This window comes from Pseudomonas sp. KBS0710, assembly GCF_005938045.2.
GTDB lineage: Bacteria > Pseudomonadota > Gammaproteobacteria > Pseudomonadales > Pseudomonadaceae > Aquipseudomonas.
Map to the genome: position 1 here is coordinate 2681153 of NZ_VCCF02000001.1, position 18195 is coordinate 2699347.

Here is an 18195-nt window from a genome sequence, read left to right on the forward strand (position 1 = left end):
TCCGCAGAGCGCCTTGAACACAATTATTGCAGGCTTACTTGACGCTGGTCTGGCTTGCCGGCAGTACCGATCTCGATACGTTTTGGCTTGGCTTCTTCGGGTATAACCCGAAGCAGCTCGATGGCTAACAGACCATGGGTGAGCGATGCACCTTGCACTTCGATATGGTCAGCCAGCCGGAACGACAAGCGGAAGGCGCGTTGCGCTATCCCTTGATGAAGGTAAGTCACCTTCTCGTCGTTTTCACGTTTTCCACCAGAAACGATCAATACGCCATTTTCAACCTGAATGTCTATGTCCTCCTCAGTAAGACCTGCCACTGCAATCACAATGCGGTATTGATCATCACCATGCTTCTCCACGTTATGCGGTGGATAGGTATTACCGGCCTCACTACGAAGCGCCGATTCAAACAGGTCGTTGAAGCGATCAAAACCCACAGACTGACGGAACAGAGGGGCCAAAGAAAGAGTAGTAGCCATAGTAAATCTCCTGAGTGTTCTCCAAGTGATTTAAGACGCGACCCGATTGCGGCATCGCGTAGAACCGAAAATAGGTACTACCAAAACGTTTTCAAGAGTCTCTCGAAAAAAATTTTTCAACGCGATGTTCGGGCTAGCGGAGCCCGATCCCACGTGGCTCCGGGCAGGTAGATGCAGTGCTCACTGATCAGAGGCGAGCAGCTTTTTAACTTCGGCAATAATCAAGTCGATGTTGAATGGCTTCGCCACCACCGCATCAAACAGATCCGATCTCTGCATGCCGATATGTGCCTGAGCTCCGCTCATCAAGATGATCGGCAATTGATTAGCGCAAGGGAGGGCGCGAACGGCTGTGGCGAATTCCAGGCCATCCATAACGGGCATCATAAAATCGGTGATGATCAAGGCTGGCCTTTCTCTATCCAGCACTTCCAGTCCTTTTCGACCATTGCTGGCAGTCACCACCATGAACCCTTCATCCTCCAGTGCGAAGCTGAGAATGTCAGCGATCAAATACTCGTCGTCGACGACCAGAATGGTGGTCATGTTAATTCAACCCACTCAAAAGCTTAAGAAATTGAACCGGGCGATGTCTCAGTGGGGACTGAAGGTTCATGTCTCGAAGCCTTTTTCAGGAAAACATCTCGATCTTGAATGACAACCTCAAATCTGGAGGGGTCATAAGAGCTATCTCGTACCTTAAGAATGGAAAGCGTCCTGCTTAGTTCAGAGGAATTCTCAGAGAAACGCATCAGCATCAAGTTATCGACGATGCTGGACAGGTCAGAGTTTGGCGCGCTGACCTCCGAGCCAAATAGATCACGCATTTCCCAGGATGCGAATACGGTTACGCCCCGGCATCGCAGCTCATTCATCAGCGCACTCAAGAAGTCAGTAATTCGCGCCGGGTTTGTAGAGACTCGGGTCATACCGCTGAGGCTATCGATGAACAGGCGCTTGATGCCCTTTTCTTCTACAAGACTCAACAGGCGTGCGCCCAACCCATCCAGCAACCCCTCGGTAGTAGGCTGCCAGGCAATGCTCAGGGCGCCGCTGTCCTCCATGCCTTGGATATCGATACCCAATGATTGGCCTTTGAGTCGCAACCGTTGTGGGCTTTCATAAAAGCCAAAATGCAGTCCCGGAGCATCCACCGTCGACTCGGCCAGAAACTTCAGGCCCAGCGTCGTTTTACCAATACCGGAGGGGCCCATGACCAGAGACACGCTGGAACTGTAAAGGCCGCCCCCCAATATGCCGTCCAGCGAACCAATGCCACTGGGAATACGCGTCATGTCGGCGCTGTCGGGGGCGGACGGGTGGCTATAAAGGCTTTCGAGACGAGGGTAAACCACCAATCCATTGTCGGTAATCTCACACTCATGAAGGCCTGTCATGGCTCCACTGCCACGAGTTTTACGCAGTTGAATACGACGTACCGAGCGAGTGCCAAATAGCTCTTCGCCCATTTCAATCACGCCATCAACCATGGTGTGCTCAGGGCTGCCGTCGTCAAGACGGGAGCTGGTGAGAAACAGCACCGTACAACCCGCGAAAGCAGCGTGCCCTTGCAACTCGGAAATGAATTTTTTGGTGTCGATGTGCGAGTCGGCTTTTGAGCGAGCATTGAGCAAGCCATCCACCACCATCACTGTAGCTTTTTGGCGACTTATCTCGCGCCGAAGCAGTTTCACTACCTCGTCCAGCCCTTCGTTTTCCAAAGTGTCAAACGCGCTGACAAACTGAATGTCGGCACCCACTTTGGAAGCGTCGAAAAAGCTCAGAGTAGAAAGAAACTGAAACAGACGGTCGTGTGACTCGGCCAGCAGTGTGGCGACCAGAACCCGGCCTCCATTGTTCGCATGATGGAACCCAAGCTGGTTGGCCAGGATCGTTTTGCCAGATCCCGGTCGCCCCTGGATTATGTAGGAGGCGCCCGCGACCAGCCCTCCCTTGAGCAGAGCGTCGAGCCCTTCGATTCCACTTTGAAGGCGTTTTAGCTTTTCCACAATGCGACCCTGATCTGAAAAACAGGCTGTTTAAGCCCAATAATGGGAATGCTAACGCCATTTACGTTTTAGAGCCATTCAGACCTGGAGCACGGTGGGCGAATCAGCGCGGATGGAATCCCAGATCGTCGCTCCCCATGCCCCCATTCGCAGGTGTTACGGACGGGTTCGAAACGGTTTGGCAAACCGGATCAAAGGTGCAACGCGGGCTTGGACTGGCGAATGCCATGGGCAGAAGGCACGCGGACACGCAGCGCAATCAGCAACGCGGCCAACAGCATCAGTACGGCCGCAGCGACGAATACGCCTGCGCTGCCACCGAGGCTGAACACCGCACCGCCAGCGGCGGCGCCTGTTGCAATGGCGGACTGCACCGAGGCCACCACCATGCCCCCGGCGCTTTCCGCCTGGTCAGGCACCGCGCTGGCGACCCAGTTCGACCACGCCACCGGCACACCACCAAAAGCCAGGCCCCAGATCGCCAGCAGGAGCGCCTGCCCCGGCACCGAGGCCGGCAACAGCACCAACGCCAGTGCTGCAACGCCGACCAGCGCGGGCATCAACACCAGCGTGGCCAGCGGGTAGCGCTCCAGCAGCCTGCCGGCCAACAGCGTGCCGACGAAGTTTGCGACGCCAAACCCCAGCAGCATCAGTGACAGCCCTTGGGCGCCGATACCCGTAGTCCCCTCGAGGAATGGCCGAACATAGGTGAACATCGCGAAGTGCCCGCTGTGCACCAGCACACAACCGAACATCCCCATGGCGATGCCCGGGCGCTGTAACACCTCGAGCACCGTGCGCAGGCGTGCCGGCCGGCGCGGCGCCAGGCGCGGCAGCGTGAACGCCTGGAAAGCCAGAGTGACCATGCCGACCGCCGCCGCGGCAAAGAACGCACTGCGCCAGCCATACAGCCCACCCAGATAGCTGCCCAGCGGCACTGCCACGACCGTACCGATGGCAATGCCGCTGAAAATGATCGACAACGCCCGAGGCAACAAGGCACTCGGCACCAGGCGCATCGCTACTGCCGCCGCCATGCTCCAGAACCCGCCAAGGGCAATGCCCAGCAAGATGCGCATCAACAACAGCACCGCAAAGCTGGAGGAAACGGCGACCAACAGATTGGAGGCGACCATCAACGTCGAAAAACCCAGCAACACCCAACGACGGTCGATGCCACGGGTCAGGCCTGGCACCAACAAGCCGGCAAACAGCGCCACCACTGCGGTCACCGTTACCGCCTGGCCAGCCAGCGCTTCGGACACGCCCAGGTCAGTCGCCATCAGCGTCAACAAACTGGCCGGAAGGTACTCAGCGGTCAGTAAGCCGAACACCCCCATTGCCAGCGAAAATACTGCCAACCACGCGGGGGTTGCAGGTTCCAGGTCTGAGTCGACGCCGGTATGGCAGTCGGAAACGGTATTACACACATAGTCAGTCATTGCACGGATCTCCCAATCTTCATTGCGAGCCGCAGTCTAGGCGCGGGAATCCGGATGATCTATGATCTAAAGTCTCTAGTTTTTGACTGAAACACCTGAACGATGCCTACAGATCAGTTTGCGCTCTCCTCGGATCTCATCAACGAACTGCTACGCGGCATGCGCCTGCGCGGGGTCGAATACCGGCGTATCCAAACGGGCCCGACCTTTGGTTTGGGCTTCGCGGAAAAACCCGGGCATGCCTGGTTCCACTTCATGGCCGTCGGCACTGCGGTATTGCGGATGGAGGATGGGACCACCTACGCGCTGTCTGCCGGCAACGCCGTGTTTATTGCCCATGGCGCGGCCCATCAACTGCTTTCCCATACGGACGTGCCTGTTCAAGACATCGACCGTTTAGACCGCGCCCCCCTCGGCGACACCGTCAGCGCGGTGGATACCGGCACCCATGGCAGCCCCACGCCGAGCACGATTGTGTTCAGCGGCTGCATGGAGTTTGAGCTGGGCAGCATCCATGGTCTTGGTCGGCTGATGCCGGGCCTGATGCTGATTGATGCCGGTGGCCAGCGTTACCCCGGGCTGGTGCCGATCCTCGCCACCATGGAACGCGAGGTCAGCGCCGCCCGTGTCGGCTTCGCCGGTATCCTCGCGCGACTGGCCGACGTGGTGGCGGCCATGGTCGTTCGCGGCTGGGTCGAGTGCGCTTGCGGCAATGCCTCTGGCCTGGTCGCCGCCTTGCGCGATCCACGCCTGGCCGGTGCGCTGCTTGCACTCCACCAACAACCGGGTCGCGACTGGACCGTTGCGCAGTTGGCCGAGCACTGCAACACCTCGCGCTCGGTGTTCGCGGAGCGCTTTCAAGTGACCATCGGCATGAGCCCGCTGCGCTATGTCACCGAACTGCGAATGCGCCTTGCAAGCCAGTGGCTGACCCTCGAAAGGCTGCCGATTGAAGAGGTGGCGCAGCGCCTGGGCTATACCTCCCAGGCTGCCTTCAGTCGTGCATTCAAGCGCATTACTGGCCAGACACCAGGCTTGAGTCGCAAGGTGAGGCAGCCCGCTGTTACTTGAAACCAAGCGCAAGCAGCCGATGGTCCGTGCCTCTGGCTCATTTACCGCCCGTCACGTCAAGGAATGTACCGGTAACGAAGGATGCCTCCGCGCTCGCCAGCCATAGAATCGCGCGCGCCACCTCCTCTGGCTGACCACCGCGCCCCATGGGGATCGAATCCTTGACCCGATCGACCCGCCCCGGCTCACCGCCACTGGCATGCATGTCGGTATAGATATGCCCGGGGCGAATACAGTTGACGCGTATGCCTTCGCGCGCCACCTCCTTGGCAAAGCCGATGGTGAATGTCTCCAACGCGCCCTTTGACGCCGCATAGTCGACGTACTCATTGGGGCTGCCGAGGCGCGCCGAGGCCGAAGAGACATTGATCACCACACCGCCCGGACCGTTGTGGCGATAAGCCATACGCTTCACCGCCTGTTGGGCAAAGAGTATTGGCCCAATGGCATTGACCGCAAAGATGCGCTGCATCCGCTCAAAGCCGAGGTCTTCCAGGCGAGACTGAGGCGCCAGCGTCCCGGCGTTATTGACCAGCACGTCGATACGTCCGAACCTGCGATCGATGGCCGCGAACAAGTCGGCCACCTGTTGCGGGTCGGCACTGTCGGCCCGCATCGCCAACGCCCTGCGCCCCATTGCTTCTACATCCGCAGCCACGGCCAGCGCTGCGGACTCATTGGCAACGTAGCTGATAGCCACGTCATACCCTCTTTCGGCGGCCAGCCGGGCGGTGGCTGCCCCCACTCCACGACTGCCACCCGTGATGAGAATCAGCGGTGCCTGCGAGACGTTATCCATTAAACATAGCTCCTGAGCCGTTGGCTGTATCAGCCGATGATGAGAGTGCCGCTGGCGATCACCATGCACGCCAGTATTCGGCGTGTAGTGAGGGTCTCGCCGAGAAACGCATAGCCGATCAACGCCGCAAACAGCACGCTGGTTTCGCGCAGTGCGGATACCGCGCCCAGGGGCGCTTCGTTCATGGCGTAGATGACCATTCCATACGCGAGCAAAGACACCAGCCCGCCGACCACCGCGGTCACTGTTCCGGGCCGCACGGTGAACAAGCTGCGGGTGTCGCGCAGGCCGATATAGACCAGCGGCATCAGCACGCCCCACAGGGCGCACATCCACACCGTGTAGGCAAGCGGCGCACCGGAGAGCCTCGCACCGATGCCGTCGACCACGCTGTAGGCCGCGATAAAGCCGCCCGTTCCCAGCGCATAGGGCAAGCTGGGAACCGACAGACTGCGCCCTCTGAAGGCCAGCGAAATAATCCCGCCTGAGACCAGCGCAATACCCAGTAACTGGCCGGGCGTGATGCTTTCTCCGGCAAACACGGCGGCACCGAAGGTGATCAGCACCGGCGACGATCCACGTGAAATCGGATAAACCTGCCCCAGGTCGCCGACCCGGTAACTGCGCACCAGAAACAGGTTGTAGCCCACATGCAGCAACCCCGACAGCAGCGCGTAGCCCCAACTTTCAATCGCGGGAGGCGCCATGAAGGGTGCAGCAACGACACTGGCGATGGCGATGGCAATGCACATCACCGTCATGGACCACAGCCGATCCGCGCCGCTACGCAGCAGCGCGTTCCAACTGGCATGCAGGAGCGCGGCGAACAGCACGAGGAAGATAAGATGAATAGGCATGCGCCACTGTAGGCAATCCTAAGCCTGGGCTAAAGCGAAGTCTCCTCATTGCAGCATGAGCAAAAACTCATAATTCACTGATCTACGCCTGTACTTTCAGCGCCTCGCCGACCAGCCATTGGCGAAAGCTGGCGATATGCGGTTGCGCTTCGATACCCTTGGGGCAGACGAAGTAGTAAGCCAGCGGCGATGGCAGCGGTATATCGAACAGCCGCACCAAACGGCCATCGCTGATTTCATTCTCGACATGCCCGCTGCGCACCAATGCAACGCCCTGGCCGAGCAAGGCGGCCTCGACCGTCATGTTGGTATCGCCAAACCTGACGCTCTCCTTGAGCGGCAAATAGGCCAAGCCGACGGTTTCAAACCACGCCTCCCACTTCGGCACCAACTCGGCGCCATCGCGCGTCAGCAGCGGCAAGTGCAACAAGTCTGCGGGGCTCTGCGGCATCCCCACGCGTCGCAGCAGATCGGGACTGGCCACAGGAAATACTTGCTCCCCAAACAGGAACTCCGAATGTAAACCCGGGTAATTGCCCTTGCCGAGCCTGATCGCAACATCTGCCTGGCCGCGAGAGAAATGGATGACTTTATCCGTGGTGTCCAGCGAGACCAACAGCTCGGGGTGCTGACGAGCCAGACGTGGCAAGCGTGGCAGCAACCATTTGAGCGCGAAGGAATAGGTGGTGCTGACGCTGAGTCGAACCCTGCCCTTTTGCTCGCGCAAGTCACCCAACGTCGCCTCCAGGCTGATGAAAAACTCGCGCACGATCGGCGCCAGCGTAGCCCCGGCGGCCGTGAGGCGTAACGCCTTGCCACGCTCAAACAACTGCACGCCCCAAAGCGCCTCCAGATGCTTGAGCTGGTGACTGACCGCGCTTTGCGTAACATGCAACTCCTGGGCGGCGGCTGTAAACGTCGGATGGCGGGTCGCAACTTCAAAAGCACGCAAGGTCGCAGTGGGCGGCAGATCTCTCATAGGGCGGTATCCAGCGAGTTAGCGGAAAAGCGCGTGCATGAACGTTAGCTCATGCAGCCGCCAACATCTACTCCTTCGCCCTCAGCACAACAATCCCCGGTGTATTGGCCACATACGCCAGAAACGGCGAATCCACCACCTTCTGACTGCCTGAATGCGAGGACGCATTGCGCAGCACGGGGCCTTTATCGGTCATGATAAAGAACCCCACATGGGTCACATCCAGCCCGGCCAGGGGCGTATAGATGCCAATAAAATCGCCCTCGTGCAGGCGCTTGATGACCGTCTTATCGATAAAGCCGGCAGGGATGTAGGTCACTGTGCGCGGGACCACGGGCAGGCCAGGCAGGTAGGCACTGCCGTCGGCTTTTTGATTGAGGAGTTTTTCGCTGCGAACTGCATGGGCGCTGACCTGCGCAGTGATGTCTTCAGCCGGCGTGTACGTGCCGCTGTAGGCCCAATCGGTGTAGAAGTGCTTACGGTTCAGGAAACCGATATCGCTATCTACATAACGTGTGCGCAGCAGATTTTTCAGAAAGTCCGATAGGGCGGTCGATTGCCGCAAGGCCTCGACGTAATCCAGGTAGGTAAAACAATCCAGGCCTCTGAAATCAACCACCAACTGTTCGGGCGTGTTCAGTGAACCCTGCAATTTGTTGGCAACATAGGGCGTGCCTAAAAAGGCCTCCGAGATAAGACCGATCTGTTGGCCGGTGCCAAGCAGCCGGTAGTTTGGACGCTCTTGCAGGATCGCATTCAGCTTCCCGGCGGTGTAAGGGTCCAGGCGTGCAGCGGGTGCCAGCGATGCATCCTGCTGATGTTCAACCGCGTGATTACCGGTGGTTGCCCCCGACGTACCACACCCCGCCAACCCCATCGAAACCAACACAAAAACAAAAAAAGGTGTACGCATCTAACTCATCACTTATCCAAAGGGCATCCGATCATAGCGTTGAAAGCGCTTTGCCTCTGCCGCCATTTTTGAGCATCGACGGGTTGATCCCGAATTGCTTGCGAAACGCGGTGGCGAAATGGCTGGCGTTGGCGTATCCCAGGTCCGAGGCGATGCGCATCACTGATTCATTGCCACTCATCAAGCGGCTGCGCGCCTGGATCATGCGGGTCTGTTGAAACATGCCGTAGACGCTATTGGCAAACAATTGCCGAAAGCCGCGGGTCAGCTTGGGCTGGCTCAGCCCGGATTCGCGCGCCAGCTCGGACAAGCTCGGCGCCTTGCCCAGGTCTTCGAGCAAGCGGTCGCGGGCACGCACCAGGCGCTGCCGGTCGGTGTGGCTGACCCGGCAGGTGCAGGTGGCGTCCTGGCGCGCCTCCAGGAATAAACTTACCAGCGTGACACTTTGCCCATACAGCCACAGGCTGCTGCGCGGCGGGGTCGGCGGCAGTTCGCTGCCCTGCCCCATCGCCATGCCCAGCATGTGCGCGGTCGCGCTCATTTCACCGCTGCGGTGGCCGTCGAGGAAGCAGTGCTCACACGCCAGGGCTTTGTGCAGCAGCGGGTCCAGCGTCAACTCCCACTGTGCAAGCAATTCGGGGCGGATCATCACCGTGATGTTGTCGATTTCGCCGTGCTGGTGATAAAGGCCATGGCGGCAACGCCCAAAGCTGATGTTGCCGGCGCCTTCGTCAATCGCGTAGCGACGTTGCCGGCGACCATCGCGAAAGCTGCACGCGGCCTTGCCTTTGAGCACATTGGTAAAGCTGAAATGGATGCACTCGCTGTCGTCCTGCAAAGGCAACTCGACCGGCTGCTCGAACGTGCTTTGCCAGCGCACGATGTCCAAGCCGTCCTGCAATGTGACGCGGGTCACTCGGCATTGCGCTCCTGGGCCGAAGTCGCCCCCATAGCCTCCCGTAATGATTCGCGAGACCGGCATCGGCTCCCCTGCGCCTCCTTGAACGGCTGACATCGTAAATCTCCTGGTTGACCGGATACGGCTCGAATCAGATCACATCGGGGTAGATCTGCGCAATTGATAATTATTAGCATTTGGCGCGCCACACAGGCTTCGCCCATTCGCCGCTGCTCCAGCGCAACGCGCGCCGATCAGAATCCTCACTCAAGGTCCCATCATGTCTGCACGATGCAACACGACGGCTACCCGCCAATCTTGCTACAAACGTAATACTATAACAATAGCCATGAGCTTGACACTGGCCAATACGGTCTTCGCCGCCAGCACCACTGAACCCTTGCAACTGCCGGCCTCAACGGTGACGGCGCGCATGGAACAGGAAGATCCCAAGGAAGTGCCGATCAGCCTCAGTGTTATCAACGGCGAGCAATTGCGCACTCAGCGCCTGGACACCTTGGAAAGCGCCCTGCGCAACACCTCCGGGGTCAGCGTCAACTCTTCCGGTGGGCCGAATGACTTCAACGTATTGATCCGTGGCGTCGGCTCGCTGTACCAGATGTCGATGGATGACAGCTCGGTGGCCTTCAATATCGACGGCGTGCCGGTGTCATCGCGCAGCCTGGGTTTCGGTACGCTCGACCTCGACCGCATTGAGGTACTCAAAGGCCCGCAGGGCACGCTGTCCGGTGCGATTGGCCAGGCTGGCGCGGTGAACATCACCACCCGCCAACCCACCCGCGAACTGGAAGGCTATGTGCGTGGTGAAGTCGGTGGGAAAGGCCAGTTCCTCACCGAAGGCGCGATCGGCGGGCCGCTCAGCGATAGCCTCAGTGGCCGCCTGGCGGTGCGGCGTGCCGGCTACGACAGCTGGATCGACAACGACCAGACTCACCACCCCATCACCAAACCACGCAACGAAGCCTATCGCGGCAGCCTGCTGTGGGACCTCAACGACGACACCCACGTGTTGTTCAGCGCCGAACGCCAGCAGACCGAACGCGCCACCAACTCGCTGGTACTGCGCCCCTATGGCAGCCACCCAAGCCTGGACCTGACGCGTGGTTTGTTCGATGACAACGACAAAACCACCGAGCGCTACACGATCAAGGTCGATCACGACTTCGCCAACAGCCGCCTGACCTCCACCACCGCCACCTCCACCGCCGACTTCGAAGGCTTGATTGCCTACGACAGCAAACTGATGGGCGCCCTGTACGGCACGCCCAGCGAGTTCTGGGTGGTGGACAAGTCCTTCGAGCGCAACTGGAGCCAGGACCTGCACCTGAGTTCCCTGCCCGACTCCGAGGTGTTCTGGGTCGCGGGCGTTGCCGCCAGCCACAACAACCGCAGCTACGACACCCCGCGCAATACCTACGGCACCGCCAGTGCCAAGTTTCGCGACTTCACCACCACCACCTATGCGGGTTACGGCGAAGTCACCTTCCCACTCAGCGAGCGCCTGAAACTCACCACCGGCTATCGCCATTCGTGGGATCGCAAGACCTACAACGGCGAGTACCTTGCGGGTGCCGGGGCCGGCTCCAGTGCCGTGAATGATTCACGCAAGTTGACCGATCACTATGGCACCGGCCGCGCCGCGCTGAGCTACGCCCTCACCGCGCAGACCAACGTCTACGTGCAACTGGCCAGGGGTTACAAGTCCGGTGGGTTCAATGACTATGCATCGCAGGTCAGCGACAGCCAGCCCTACAAGGCTGCCGTCAGCAAGGCCGCCGAACTGGGCTTCAAAAGCGAGACTGAGGACCGTCGCGGCAGCCTCAATGGCGCACTGTTCTACACCCGCGTACACGACGATCACCTGCTCGGCTACGACGCTGCCACCTTCGCCACCAACGCCTTCAATGCCGACACCCGCACCCGTGGCGCCGAACTGGAAGGCAGTTGGCGTTTCGACTACGGCCTGACACTGGCCGCCAGCGCCACCTACCTCGACGCCAGGATCACCAGTGGCGTGCAAGGCATCCAGGCAGGAGATGTCGCCGCCGGCAACCGCACGCCGGATGTGCCGCGCTGGAGCGGTAACTTCAACGCCAGTTGGAAACACCCGCTGGGCAGCTTCGCCAGCCTCGGCGAAACCACCCTCAACACCAGCCTCAATTACCACCTGGTGGGCGAACGCACGGCGGACCCGCAAAACCACTTCAACCTGGACAGCTACGAGAAACTCGACCTGCGCGCAGGCCTGGAAAGCCAGTTTGGCGAAGTCTATGCCTTCGCCGACAACCTGCTGAACCAGACCTACGACACCTACGGTTTCTACAGTGACCCGGTGGCCTACGGCGCGCCGGCACGGCGGCGCACCTTGGGTGTTGGTTACACCTACCAGTTCTGATCCTGCTTAAACCCCTGTGGTGAGGGAGCAAGCTCCCTCGCCACACAAAGCGGTTTAGAAGGTGTAGCTATACCCCACACCCGCCGAGCGCCCGCGCCCTGGCATGCCGGTTAAAACCTGGTCGGTGGAATAGGCGCCATACAGGTCATACCGCGCATCCAGCAGGTTATCGCCCCACAGGTAAACCTCAGAGCCGCCGCTCTCCACGCCCACATGCAGGTCGAGTTTGGCGTAACCCTTGAGGTCATAGTGATTCTGCGGGTCGGCCGGGCGGTGTTTCTGCACGCGACAATTGAGCAAGGTATTGAGCCGCGGTGCCGGCAAGCCCAGCAGCGCGCCCAGGGGCTTGTTCCAGGCGACGCTGAAATTACCACTCCACAACGGCACATCCGGCATCCGGCTGCCCGCGGCCACATCACCGCCGGAAACGCCCGGCGCATTCGAGGTGACGACCGCATTCGTATAGGTCACGGCACTGCCCAATGTCAGCTCATCGGTGACGTGCCAGGTGCTCGACAACTCGGCGCCCTTGCTGCGCGTGTCGGCATTCACCGCACTGACGGCCAGGCTTTTGAAGTCGTAACCGAGCAGGTGGTCATCCTGCACACGGGTGATAAACAGCGCGCCTTCCAGGCTCAGCTCGCCGCCTGCACTCTCATGCTTGAAGCCGACTTCGGCGGAGTTCACCTTGGCCGCCTTGTAGGGCTCACTGTCTTTGATCGACGTGGCGTAATCGTTAAACCCTGCGGATTTGTAGCCCCGCGACAGCACCGCGTACAGGTTGGTCTGCGGTGTCCAGGCGTAACTCAGGGCCACGCGCCCGGTGCTGTAGTTGTCCTGTAAACGCCGGTGGTCACTGACCAGGTTGCCGGCGCTGGAATAATCGGCGCCGTAGGTCTTGCGGTCCCAGGTATGGCGCAAGCCGGTGGTGAGTTTCCAGTCTTCGGCAATCGGGAACGTCACCTCGCCATAGGCGGCATAACTGTTGGTGCTGAAGTCACGCAACTGCTGGGCGCCGTTGGTAAAGTTGGCGGAATCGAAGCTGCGCTCGGAACGCGACAGGTTCAGCCCCGTGACCCAGAACACCTCGGCATCCGCCAACGAGCCCAGGCGCAGGTCCTGGCTCCAGACCCGCTCATGGGCCGAATCTTCGATCAGGTACTCAAACGGTGAGCCATACAGCGCTCGGGTGATGTTGCGATCGTAGCCCTTGACCGCGTTAAAGTCGGTGCTGGTATAGGCGCTGATCGAGGTAATTCGCGCCTGCGCCAGGTCATGGTTGAGTTCGAAGGAGTAACGCTCGTTGGTCTTCTGGTTGCCGTTGAACGTGCCCGGTGTGTAATCCAGGCTCGGGCGGTTGCCGAAGGGGCGCAGTATCTCCAGCCCAGCGTAGTGGTCGGCGCGCTGGCGCTCCGCGGTCAGCAGGCCGGTGGTGCCCTGGTCGTTGTCCCACAGCAGGCTGCCACGCAGGGCCAGGTCGCGGGGCTTGGTCAGCGGGTCGCCGTCCTGTTGGTCGTCAACCCAGTTATCAAACCCACTGCGCCGCACCGCGATGCGCCCCGCCAAAGTGTCGGTCAACGGTCCACCCACTGCGCCTTCGGTCATGAACTGGCCTTGTTGGCCGACTTCACCGCGCACATAGCCCTCGACCTCACGGGTGGGTTTACGCGTGGTCACGTTGATCGCCCCCGCTTCGCTGTTGCGCCCGAACAACGTGCCTTGCGGGCCTTTGAGCACCTCCACTTGCTGGACGTCGAGGGTCGCCATCGCCGCGTTGCGCACCGACATCGGCACGCCGTCCACATTCAGCACCACCGAGCCGTCGTCCATGCTCATCTGGTTCAGCGAGCCCACGCCACGGATGCGCACGTTGGCGTCATTGGCGCCGCCCCAGGAGTTCACATCCACGCCAGGCGTGGTGCGCAGCGCATCTTCCAGGGTGCGCAAACGCCGGGTCTCCAGGGTTTGCCCGTCGAGCACCGACAGGCCAAAGGGAATGTCCTTGGCGCTTTCCTGGTTAAGCCGTGCGCTCACGGTGACCGGTGCCAACTCGATGGCATTGGCACTGGCAGGCGGTTGATAGTCGGCGGCGTAGGCCGCGCACATCTGGCTGGATAACGTCAGCGCCAGGGTCTGGGTCAGTACATTGGCGCGCCAGCCGAGCGGGCGGCGCAGCGGCTGGATTGACAGTTCAGGTGACATGGGAAAGCTCCAAAAGGCAGGGATGGTTCAAATTCATGGCGCAGGCCCCCAGCGCTTGAGCGCGGTGGCGATCACCTGATCGCTGGGTGCGCCCAGCAATGGCTGGATTGCGGCGGGCCATCCCTGGCCGTTGCGGACAGCGGCGGTCATCGCCGTCAGTTGTGCAGGGGTTTGCGTGGCCACCCAATCCAGGCTGGCCAACGGTGCGTAGGCCGCGGCCCAGCCGTTTGCGCGGGCATCGGCCAGGGTGGCGATGGGTTCGCCGTCGTTGCCCAAGGCGCGGGTCAGGTCCTCGGCCAGCAGTTTCACCAGGGTTGCGCGGGCATCAGCGCCGTCGGTGTCGCCCACACACAACAGCCCCACCGCAGTGGCCACGCCCTCGCTCAACCACAGGTAACCGGGGGCCTGGCGCAGGTCGCTGGCGTCGATAAGCTGCTGGCGTGCGAGCAGTTCGGCGACATGCGCACGCCGCGTCCAGCGCCCAACGCCCACCGGCGCCACGTCCCAGTCCGGCGACTGGCTGAGCAATAAATGGCCGTGGCTCAAACGGCTTGTGCCCATACCCGTGGGCCACTGGCGCAGTTGCACGGCGCTCACAGGATTACCCAGGCGCCGCGCCACACAGGCACTCATCAGGTCCAGGTCTTCGTGTATCTGCGCGGCCGTCTGTTGACGGCTGGCATCTGTAGCCAACGGCCCGCCGTAGGCAAAGTCCAGTGGCCCGTCGCTGCTGCCGTTGAAAGCTTGGCCATCCATCTCGACCTGCCAATGCCAATCCCCCGCCGGCGCCACGGCCTCTACGGACACCGCCGAACCCGCCGGCAACTGCGGCGGCTCGGGCGTCAGGCCCGCTTCGGCACGTTGCACCGGCGAACGCAGCAGCCGTTCACTGTCCAGGCCCAGGCGCGGCACCACGCGGCGCGCTTCCAGCCATACACCCTGGGGGCCGAGCCAGAACGCTTCACCTTCGGATCGCCAGCCGTTGGCGCTGACATGCCAGTTCAATTGCACACTGCAACCGCGCGCCGCGCAGTCGCCCAGCGGCACGCGCAGATGCTCTCCGGCCTGCTCAAAGGCTGCGGGGCGATCCATCACGCTGACCGCCGTCACCTGCAGGCCGGGCGGCAACTCAGCGTCCAAATGGCTGGCCACCACTGCCTCCAGCGTCCACTGGCCTTGCACTTGCCGTGCTGCTGAATCGACATGAATCTGCAAGCGACCACCCGCCACCTGCCAGGCGCTGGCCCCAGGCAACCAGCGCCGCTCCCAGTCAGCACGCTCGGCACGCGCCTGGGTCACCGAGCGATAATCGCCCTGCTCCACCAGCTGCCGGTGCAGCAACACGCCGCTGCCCAGCAAGCCGATGCCGCCCAAGGCCAACAGCGCACCGGGCAAACCGAACAAGCCTTGACGCACCTCAACCAGACGCCGGCGCTGCGGGCCGCGCGGCAACGCCAACGCGGCCAGGCCGACCATCACCACGCAGCCCGCCAGTTTCCACAGGGCCAAGGTGCCGATATACGGCAACCACGGCGACCAGCCCGTGAGCAATGACGCCGCCACGTGCGCAGGAATCGCCATGGCGTACGGCGGATAGGTGACCAGCCCCAACTCATGGTTAAGCACCAGGAAAAACGTCAGCAGCATGGACGCTGCATACGCCAGCCCCGAACGCCGCACGCAGGCGTGTACCAGTACCGTCAGCATCGCCAGTTCCAGCAGCGGCGGCGCGAACACCAGCGCCTGGTAGATCAAGACAAAACCCGGCGCCAGGCTGTCAGGTGCGGCCATCGCACTGATCAGCAAGCTGGCGATGCCCGGCACCAGCGCCAGCGCCAGTGTGGCCATCAGCACACAGGCGACCCGCCCCAGTAAGCGCAGCCAGGCCGGTGCCGGTGTGGCCTGCAACATCGCGCCCAAGCCTTCGACGTCATCGCGCCGACACACCAAGCCCACCAGGGCCGCGACGATAAACGCGATCACCAGAAATAACGCGCTCGAGAGCAACGGCAACGTCAGGTCGGCACGCGGCACCATCGGCCCGCGCGCATGCCATACGCCATGCACAAAACCACTGAGCACGCCCATCGCCAGCAGCAAGCCTAACGCCACCCAGCAAATACGCCGCGCGAACAATTGCCGCACCTGCCAGCGCGCCTCGCACCAGAGCGCGAGCGGCCACTGGCTGGCGGTCAGCGGGCCAGGCAAGCGCAGGTTGCTCGCCAGCGCCATCGGCGGCTCCGCCAGCACCGCGCCGCTGCGCCGCCCCATCAAGCCTTGACGATCCGTGCGTGCAAGGACCACCGCCAGCACCAGCAAAGGCAACCCGCACCACAACGCCCGGTTCAACCAGAACCCCGGTGTCAGCGCCAACAGCGCTTGGGATTTTTGCGCCGCGCTCCAGGTTTCCACCTGGGCCTGGGCAAAGGTAAACAGCGAGGGGTCCAGGCTGGCGGCCAGCAGTGGGTTGATGTGCCCGCCCTTGAGCACCACCACGGCGAACATCCACAGCAGCATCAACACCGTGGCCAGGCCAAACGGCGCGGCCAGGCCACGGCTGCGCAAGGCCAGCAGGTAATACAGCGCGCCAATGCCGGTACTCACCGGCAGCAACAAGGCCACCCAGGCAAAACCCAGCGCCGACCACATCGGCGCACCGATGCTGGCCGGCGGCACCCAGCCAAGCCAGCCCAACACCGGGCTGACCAAGAACCCGACGATCAACGAGCTGGCGAGCACACCGCCCACCAGCGCCGCGCCGATAAAGCGCCCCCACAACAGCGCCGGCAGTGATACCGGCAAGGCCAGCAGGACTTCTTCCAACTGCGCCTTGCGGTCCCGTAGCGCGGGTTGGGCGAACACCCAGGCCCAGGCAAAAAACAGAAAAAACATGCAGCCGCACGACATCAGATAAATCAGGCTCGGCGCATTGCGCGCGATATCGCTGGCGCCCATTTTCTGCACGTAATCGGCATTGGTCAGGGACATCAGCAAATAGCCGGTAAGCCCCAGGAACACCAGCAAAGGAATGCCGCTGCGCAACCCGGCGCGTGCTTCTACCCAGGCTTCACGCATCACTACCGCAAGGCTATTCATGGTGCGATGGCCTCACCGGCCTGGGCCAGCGCCAGATAATAGATGTCCTCCAGGCGCGGCGCATGGGCGGTGAAGCGCGGGTCTGCGGGGCGTTCGCCATGCACGATCACACGGCTGCCCTCGGGACTTGCGGCCACATGCAAGGCGGCCGGCAACGGCTCGCCGCGGCCGAACGAGGCTTCCCATAACCGGCCCTGTTCGGCGCCGAGCAGATCGCCCGGGCGCCCTTCAACCAGAATCTGCCCGCCGGCCAGCACCGCCAGGCGGCTGCACAGGTTCTCGACGTCTTCGACGATATGGGTCGAGAGCAGCACAATGGATTCGGCCGCCACATCGGCCAGCACCCGATGAAAGCGGTTGCGTTCGGCCGGGTCGAGGCCCGCCGTGGGTTCATCGACAATCAGCAGGCGTGGCGAACCCACCAGCGCCATGGCAATGCCGAACCGGCGCAGCATGCCACCTGAATAAGTCGCCAGCGCGCGGTGGGCGGCGTCCTGCAAGTTGACTTTTTGCAGCAGCGCTTCGATTTCCTCGCGACGCTGGCGGCTGTCGGTGCGGCCCTTGAGCCAGGCAAAACGGTCGAGCAAATCCCGCGCGCTCACCCCCGGATACGCGCCCAGTTGCTGTGGCAGGTAACCCAGGCGGCGCCGCAGGTGATCGCCATCGGCCAATACATCCACGCCATCCAAGGTAATGCTGCCCGCATCCGGCTGCTGCAAGGTCGCCAGGGTGCGCATCAGGCTGCTTTTGCCTGCGCCATTGGGGCCGAGCAAGCCATACATGCCCGGCCCCACGCTCAAGTCCACGCCACGCAAGGCTTCGACGCCGTTGTTGTAGCGCTTGCGCAGGCCGCGCACTTGTAAACCTGAATCGACTGACATCCGCTGCTCCATAAAGGACGTGCCCTGCAAGAGGGCGGCGAGCGACGGTAGTCAAGGCCGCAGACGCGGCTCTACCCGATTCAAGTCATTTTCCAACCGCATCCCGCGCCGCAAACAGCTTTTGGCCCCATCTCAGCATCGCCATCCTCC

At 61.6% G+C, this 18195-nt stretch carries 14 protein-coding genes; 2 read left to right on the top strand and 12 right to left on the bottom strand.

Features of this window, described 5'->3' with window-relative positions; translation table 11 throughout:
• Nucleotides 1-23: 23 nt before the first annotated feature.
• The 4 genes from FFI16_RS12330 to FFI16_RS12345 all read right to left on the bottom strand — a co-directional run bounded on the left by FFI16_RS12330 (nucleotide 24) and on the right by FFI16_RS12345 (nucleotide 3933).
• The gene (locus FFI16_RS12330) at nucleotides 24-482 is read right to left on the bottom strand and encodes an Hsp20 family protein (protein ID WP_138817605.1); all 459 of its coding nucleotides are present in this window, start codon (nucleotides 480-482) and stop codon (nucleotides 24-26) included.
• A gap of 180 nt (nucleotides 483-662) precedes the next feature.
• On the bottom strand, nucleotides 663-1028 hold the full coding sequence (locus FFI16_RS12335; protein WP_138817604.1) for a response regulator: 366 nt from the start codon (nucleotides 1026-1028) through the stop codon (nucleotides 663-665).
• A gap of 23 nt (nucleotides 1029-1051) precedes the next feature.
• Nucleotides 1052-2491 carry an ATPase domain-containing protein gene (locus tag FFI16_RS12340; protein WP_138817603.1) on the bottom strand — a complete coding sequence of 480 codons (1440 nt, stop codon included), beginning with the start codon at nucleotides 2489-2491 and terminating at the stop codon, nucleotides 1052-1054.
• A 191-nt stretch (nucleotides 2492-2682) separates the two neighbouring features.
• On the bottom strand, nucleotides 2683-3933 hold the full coding sequence (locus tag FFI16_RS12345) for an MFS transporter (RefSeq protein WP_138817602.1): 1251 nt from the start codon (nucleotides 3931-3933) through the stop codon (nucleotides 2683-2685).
• Between the two features lie 102 nt (nucleotides 3934-4035).
• Here FFI16_RS12345 and FFI16_RS12350 point away from each other — a divergent pair, with 102 nt between their 5' ends.
• Nucleotides 4036-5004 carry an AraC family transcriptional regulator gene (locus tag FFI16_RS12350; RefSeq protein ID WP_138817601.1) on the top strand — a complete coding sequence of 323 codons (969 nt, stop codon included), beginning with the start codon at nucleotides 4036-4038 and terminating at the stop codon, nucleotides 5002-5004.
• Between the two features lie 37 nt (nucleotides 5005-5041).
• Here FFI16_RS12350 and FFI16_RS12355 read toward each other — a convergent pair whose 3' ends face one another.
• The 5 genes from FFI16_RS12355 to FFI16_RS12375 all read right to left on the bottom strand — a co-directional run bounded on the left by FFI16_RS12355 (nucleotide 5042) and on the right by FFI16_RS12375 (nucleotide 9468).
• On the bottom strand, nucleotides 5042-5803 hold the full coding sequence (locus FFI16_RS12355) for an SDR family oxidoreductase (RefSeq protein ID WP_138817600.1): 762 nt from the start codon (nucleotides 5801-5803) through the stop codon (nucleotides 5042-5044).
• A gap of 29 nt (nucleotides 5804-5832) precedes the next feature.
• On the bottom strand, nucleotides 5833-6660 hold the full coding sequence (locus tag FFI16_RS12360; RefSeq protein WP_138817599.1) for a DMT family transporter: 828 nt from the start codon (nucleotides 6658-6660) through the stop codon (nucleotides 5833-5835).
• 82 nt (nucleotides 6661-6742) lie between these two features.
• Entirely contained in the window at nucleotides 6743-7639 is an 897-nt protein-coding gene (gene gcvA / locus FFI16_RS12365) for a transcriptional regulator GcvA (RefSeq protein ID WP_138817598.1), read from the bottom strand.
• A gap of 67 nt (nucleotides 7640-7706) precedes the next feature.
• Nucleotides 7707-8552: a DUF1460 domain-containing protein gene (locus tag FFI16_RS12370; RefSeq protein WP_138817597.1), complete on the bottom strand. Its 846-nt coding sequence runs from the start codon at nucleotides 8550-8552 to the stop codon at nucleotides 7707-7709.
• 31 nt (nucleotides 8553-8583) lie between these two features.
• The gene (locus tag FFI16_RS12375; protein WP_256666249.1) at nucleotides 8584-9468 is read right to left on the bottom strand and encodes an AraC family transcriptional regulator; all 885 of its coding nucleotides are present in this window, start codon (nucleotides 9466-9468) and stop codon (nucleotides 8584-8586) included.
• A 331-nt stretch (nucleotides 9469-9799) separates the two neighbouring features.
• Here FFI16_RS12375 and FFI16_RS12380 point away from each other — a divergent pair, with 331 nt between their 5' ends.
• Nucleotides 9800-11866 carry a TonB-dependent receptor gene (locus tag FFI16_RS12380; RefSeq protein WP_138817596.1) on the top strand — a complete coding sequence of 689 codons (2067 nt, stop codon included), beginning with the start codon at nucleotides 9800-9802 and terminating at the stop codon, nucleotides 11864-11866.
• Nucleotides 11867-11920: 54 nt separating this feature from the next.
• Here the strand turns inward: FFI16_RS12380 and FFI16_RS12385 are convergent, their stop codons facing one another.
• The 3 genes from FFI16_RS12385 to FFI16_RS12395 are packed head-to-tail and all read right to left on the bottom strand — an operon-like array spanning nucleotide 11921 to nucleotide 18045.
• Complete coding sequence (locus tag FFI16_RS12385) at nucleotides 11921-14068, bottom strand: TonB-dependent receptor (RefSeq protein WP_138817595.1); 2148 nt, start codon at nucleotides 14066-14068, stop codon at nucleotides 11921-11923.
• 33 nt (nucleotides 14069-14101) lie between these two features.
• Nucleotides 14102-17164 carry a hypothetical protein gene (locus FFI16_RS12390; protein WP_138817594.1) on the bottom strand — a complete coding sequence of 1021 codons (3063 nt, stop codon included), beginning with the start codon at nucleotides 17162-17164 and terminating at the stop codon, nucleotides 14102-14104.
• Entirely contained in the window at nucleotides 17161-18045 is an 885-nt protein-coding gene (locus tag FFI16_RS12395; protein ID WP_138817593.1) for an ABC transporter ATP-binding protein, read from the bottom strand. Before FFI16_RS12395 ends, FFI16_RS12390 begins: the two co-directional genes overlap by 4 nt.
• Nucleotides 18046-18195: the final 150 nt, after the last annotated feature.